This window comes from Cellvibrio sp., from assembly GCF_053579595.1.
On the sequence record NZ_JBRFPI010000323.1, the window covers coordinates 1 to 5,369 of the forward strand.

Annotated in this window: 4 protein-coding genes; 1 reads left to right on the plus strand and 3 read right to left on the minus strand. The window is 49.9% G+C overall.

The features are described from left to right. Nucleotides 1-313 (plus strand): Lcl C-terminal domain-containing protein (locus ACWA6V_RS16765; RefSeq protein ID WP_449523564.1); only part of this gene is annotated, 313 nt, incomplete at its 5' end. 147 nt (nt 314-460) lie between these two features. Here the strand turns inward: ACWA6V_RS16765 and ACWA6V_RS16770 are convergent. The 3 genes from ACWA6V_RS16770 to ACWA6V_RS16780 all read right to left on the minus strand — a co-directional run. Continuing rightward, the gene (locus ACWA6V_RS16770; RefSeq protein WP_449523565.1) at nt 461-2,392 is read right to left on the minus strand and encodes a TonB-dependent receptor plug domain-containing protein; all 1,932 of its coding nucleotides are present in this window, start codon (nt 2,390-2,392) and stop codon (nt 461-463) included. A gap of 90 nt (nt 2,393-2,482) precedes the next feature. After that, a complete protein-coding gene (locus ACWA6V_RS16775) occupies nt 2,483-3,697 on the minus strand; it encodes a ThuA domain-containing protein (protein ID WP_449523566.1) in 1,215 nt (404 codons plus the stop codon). 12 nt (nt 3,698-3,709) lie between these two features. After that, nucleotides 3,710-5,369, minus strand: a 1,660-nt coding sequence (locus ACWA6V_RS16780; RefSeq protein WP_449523567.1) for a galactose-binding domain-containing protein, incomplete at its 5' end; no start/stop codon positions are given.

Consider the following 5,369-nt stretch of genomic DNA (forward strand, 5'->3'; position numbering starts at 1 on the left):
AACGATTTTTTTTGATGACTGGAATAGCCTGCTCAATGCAACCAATACTGAAAAATTATGTGGTTTTGACGACTGGCGAGTGCCGACCATTGATGAGTTAAAGACGTTGGTAACCAACACAGCCGCAAAACCAACAATTAATCCTGAAATTTTTCAATTAACCTTGGAAGCTCCCTACTGGTCAATATCAACTTATCAGAATTATCCTGAGCATGCGCAAACAGTTGATTTTGCCACAGGCGCATCAAATTATTACAACGGCTTTCGTGGTGATCGCTTACCCTTACGTTTGGTGCGTGAAAATAGAAAATAAATAATAGGAAAATATACTTTGCGTCATACCCTCAGCTTGGGCACCTACAACAAATGCTGGACTCCCGCATTCTCAGGAGTGACGAATAAAGAAACATCCAACAGATTGCACTTTCGTCATACCGGCGAACGCGGGTATCCATAATTATTACTGCCCCGTTTTCCACTGTAAGCCAAGCCGCCACAATAAACCTGGGGCAGGAAAACCGACCGCTGAATACGCGGCATTATCAAATAGATTTTCTACTGACACAGTCATACCCAATGATTCACTCACCGACCAAAACAGATTGGCATCAAACCGTTGGTAATCATCCAATTCATGCAAGCTTGCCTCGCCCGTGTGCTGACTGGTTGCAAACTGCTCACCCACTTGCTGATAATCCAGACTGGTGCGCAAACTCTCACTGAGCTGCCAATGCGCTGCTATTCCTGCGCGCCATTGAGGTCTACCCGTCAAAACTGAAACGCTATCTTTCACATCAATATCTGTATAGGTCGCATTACCACGCAACCCTACACGATTATCCACGCTGCTCCATTGCGCTTGCCACTCGACACCGCTGGTTTTGATTTGCTCACGATTGACGTTGGTAAAAAGCTCGCTGTCAAAATCAATGGGATCACGAAAATCATTGGCAAAATAATCGATACTTGTGCTGAGTTGGCCGGATACTTGCCATGCAATTCCTGCATCCCAACTATCGACTTTTTCAGGTTTTAAATTTGCGTTACCGACCAATGGATGCCCGAGAGCAAAAAAACTCGGTAATTTATAACTGTCACCGCGATTCGCACGTAACACAATAGATTCAGATAATTGATAGCGCAGCCCCAGTCTGGTTGATGTTTCGCTACCAAAACCATCGGTATCATCATTGCGCACACTACCCTGCAACAATAATTTTTCATTCAGTTGAGCATTGAGATCAAGAAAGCCACTGGCGGTGGTGCGATCCAATGCAAAATCTGTCGGCTTTACAAAACCGAAATTCAAATAGCCGCGGCTGTCGCCTTCTTCTTTACGATTTTCCAAACCGATATTCGCCCATAATTTTCCCTGCTGGCCAATGGTGTTGATCCAGGATATTTGCTGACGTTTAAATTCGGTGTCAGCACCATTGGGAGGAATTGCGTTGTAAGGGGCAATACCCGGCGAATCAAATGATTCACTGCGCTCGTAATGTGTCGCTTGCAAATGGCTTTTCCATTGTTCGGCGACCTGGAATTGCCAACCCAAGGCTGCATTTTTATCGGAATAGTCGGTGTAATCCAATGCAGGTGATGTGGCGAATTCAGGACCGCCGCTTTGTTCAGGATAACTGCTGCGGTCACCATCAAAATAGCGGACGCTTGCGGTTATAGAATGTGCATCTGTTGGTCGCCACCCCAAACGTAAATTAATTTCACTGTCTTCTGCCCTGCTTCCTGTAACCGGTTCGCCTGAATCGCGCTCGCGCGCTTGAATTGCATAATCGGTTTTATCACCGGCACCCAGCGCACTAAAACCCGCTTGCTGAAAACCTTCATCGCCAACACTGGCAGATATCGATTGCTGATGGCCCTGTTTCGGGCGTAGCGTAATAATATTAATAACACCGGCAAGTGCATCCGCACCATAAATAGCAGACTGCGGGCCGCGTACAATTTCAATGCGCTCGATAGAATCCACATTGATGCTGCCCAAATCAAATGCACCGCCACGGCTGTTGCCTGGATCATTCATCGCGATGCCATCAATCATCACTACCGTGTAATTTGATTCTCCACCGCGAATGGATGCCACCGCTAATCCACCGGGGCCGCCCTGCCGCTCAATCGATACGCCCGGTACCGATTGCAGTACGTCGACCAGATTGGTTTTATTCAATTGCCCCAACATTTCCCGATCAACCACGCTCACGCTGGATGACACTTGTTCCATAGTGAGTGGGTTGTATGTTCCCGTAACAATGATTTGCTCGATAGCATTCTGCTGTGCAAAAAGCGGCATTGCATTCAATAACAAAGCAGCCGGCAATACATTCATTGAAAGATGTGAAATATTTTTAAATCGGTTTTTTACTTTATTGTTGTTCATAACGTTTTCGACACCAAAGCTGCATGAAAAAATCCGCGCTGTATTAACAGCGCGGAGAAGCGAGGATGAAACTTAATAATTGATTGCTAATTAATTGGCAGACGTCCACTCAATCGCTTTGCGGATCATCTCCACCATATTAGGATCAGAGAAATTCGCATCGACATGGCCAATCGCGGTGTAGAACATACGGCCAGTGCCGATGGTATTGGTGAAAATCACCGGATGGTCGGCAACCGGATAATTCGAGACATAACTGGTGCGATCCAGTGTGCCCAGAATTTCAACATTGCCCACTCCGCGCGGATTGGTTTTCCAAAAATACCATTCATCACCGAGCATCCACTCAGCACCGATGTGTTTCACCAACGGATTTTCCAGTTTCTCGATCTTCACTTTTGCGCGCGGGATTCCATCGCCGTGATGAATAAACTCCGCTCCGGCAAACAGGGTTCCGGTATACCAGGGCCAACCGTGCTCTGTATCCGCCGCCGAGTGAGTACCGACAAAACCGCCACCGGTTTCCATATAGGTTTTGAACGCCGCTTCCTGCGCAGCAGTGAAGATGTCGCCAGTGGTATTCATAAATACAATCGTGGAGTACTGCGCGAGATTCGCGGTGGTGAAAAGGCTCGCATCTTCCGAGGTCGTCACTATGTAGCCATTGTCCTGGGCGATCCGCTGCACCATCGCAATACCGGCCGCGATAGAGTCGTGGCGGAAGCCGGAGGTTTTGGAGAAGACCAACACTTTCGGACAAGTCGTGCCGCAACTCACGCGGAATTTGCGCACCTTGGGCACACTGACTTCCACTCCACTGCTATTCACCAAGCTGATGCGCAGGCTGTGCTGGCCAGTCGGCAATAGCCCCAGATTTATTTCATTGAGATTGTTAACACGCACCGCCTGGTTGGTATCCAGATAATAGACATAACCACCGCCAGCGAACCAATTCGCGTCGGTAATGGCAACGCGGAATTTCACTGCCTCCGTCTGCGCGATCACCGCATCATTTGCCGGCGACAGGAAACTAATGAGCGCGAGATTTGCATCGGCAGGGACACCGTAAACCTCAAACTCAAACAGTGAATAACCGTAGCCAGTCGCACGCTGTACACCACGCATACGGATATAGCGGCCTTTCTGGCCATCCAGTACCAGAGTATCGATACCGCCGTCACCGTTGGTAGTGGTGTTCGCGATCTCCCAGGTGCTGCCATTTTCAGACACTTCGATCACATAGCTCTTGCCATAAGCGGCTTCCCAATTCAGCACCGCGCGTGTGAAGTGCACACTTTTCCCCATATCCAACTGGATTTATTGGTTGTCGCTTTGCTCACTCTCCCAACGCGTCGCGACGTTGCCGTCATGTGCACTCGCTATCGTATTGATACCGACGAAACTGGAGGCTGTTGACCCAGTCGGCGTCAGCTTGGCTGGGCTTGGTGTCGTGGGTGTAACGCCACCCGTGATAACGCTGAAGCCAACTGTGCCACTAACACCAACCACCTGATTTTGTGCATTCAGCAAGGTTACCGAGACACTGTGAGTACCGACGGGCAAGGCACCCAGATTGACAGGCGTTGCGCTGGTAACCCTGATCGCTGTTCCATTATTGAGCGAGTAACGGTAACTCCCACCGCTGCTAAACCAGGCCGTATCACTAATCGCCACTTGCAGGCTGACGTTGTTACCTTGCACAAACTGTTGGCTCGCTGTTGGTGCGGCAATGCTAATAGTTGGTGTAGTCACGACATCCAGAGAAGTGCCGTAGACACGGAATTCCCACAGCGAGAAGCCGTACTGGGTGCCGCGCGTGATACCGGTCAAACGGACATAACGCCCCTGGCCATTGACGGTCAAGGCATCTTGCCCACCATTACCGGTAGTCGTGCGGAACAATTCAGTCCAGCCGCCGGTTCCGGTATCCGATGCTTCAATCACGTAGCCTTTGCCGTAAGCCGCTTCCCACTCCAACACTATCTGGGTGATTTTCATCTTGGTACCCAGATCAATCTGGATAAATTGGTTATCGGCAAACACACTTTCCCAACGCGTGCCCATATTGCCATCGACCGCTGCCGCGCCGTTGTTGCCGCCAATCACTGCCGAGGTTGAAACCGTTTTGTTTTGCGAGATCAGCACTGGAGTTTGCACTGGTGGTTCCACAGGTGGCTCAACCGGCGGAGTACCCGTACCGCCCCAGATTTCAAACTCAAATAGCGAGTAACCGTAGCCAGTTCCGCGCACAGTGCCGTTCAAACGAATATAGCGATAGGATCCAGACAAGTTCGTATGGGTTTCAACACCGCCAGTGCCATTGGTTTTGGTGACTATGGGTGTCCATTGGTTGCGATCCAGCGACCCTTGAATGGTGTAAGACTTGCCGTAAGCAGCCTCCCAGACCAGCTTGATCTCGCTGATACTTTGCACAGTTTGCAGATCGATTTCGATCCATTGCGGATCGGAGAATTGACTACCCCAACGGGTTAACACATCACCATCAACAGCATTGGGGCCAACAAAACCACCCTCAAATGACGAGACAGTCACCGGCTTGCCTTTTGACAATAACGTCTTGCCTTGTTGCGGTGGAGTGCCCGACAAACTGGCGATCCACTGCTCCAACACCGCAATGTATTCCTTATGTTCCAGCGCGCGACCAATCGGTGGCATACGGTCATTCGGGTTGATGCTCTTATCGCGGATGTACAGCACCGACTGCTGCGGAGCACCAGCGGCAACGACTTTTGCATTGGTAATGCCGTAGTCCGCGAGGTAATCGCGAATACCGGTAGTGGCGAGGTTCACCACTTTCATTTGGCTCACCGGCGTATTAAAGCGCGCGTCCCATTGCGATCCCCCATTACCCGTACCATGGCAATGCGCACAGTTGGCATCGAGATAGGATTTCACTCTGGCCTCAAGCGATGCACTGGTATCACTGAGTGCGACCATTTTGTCAAAACCGGAAACC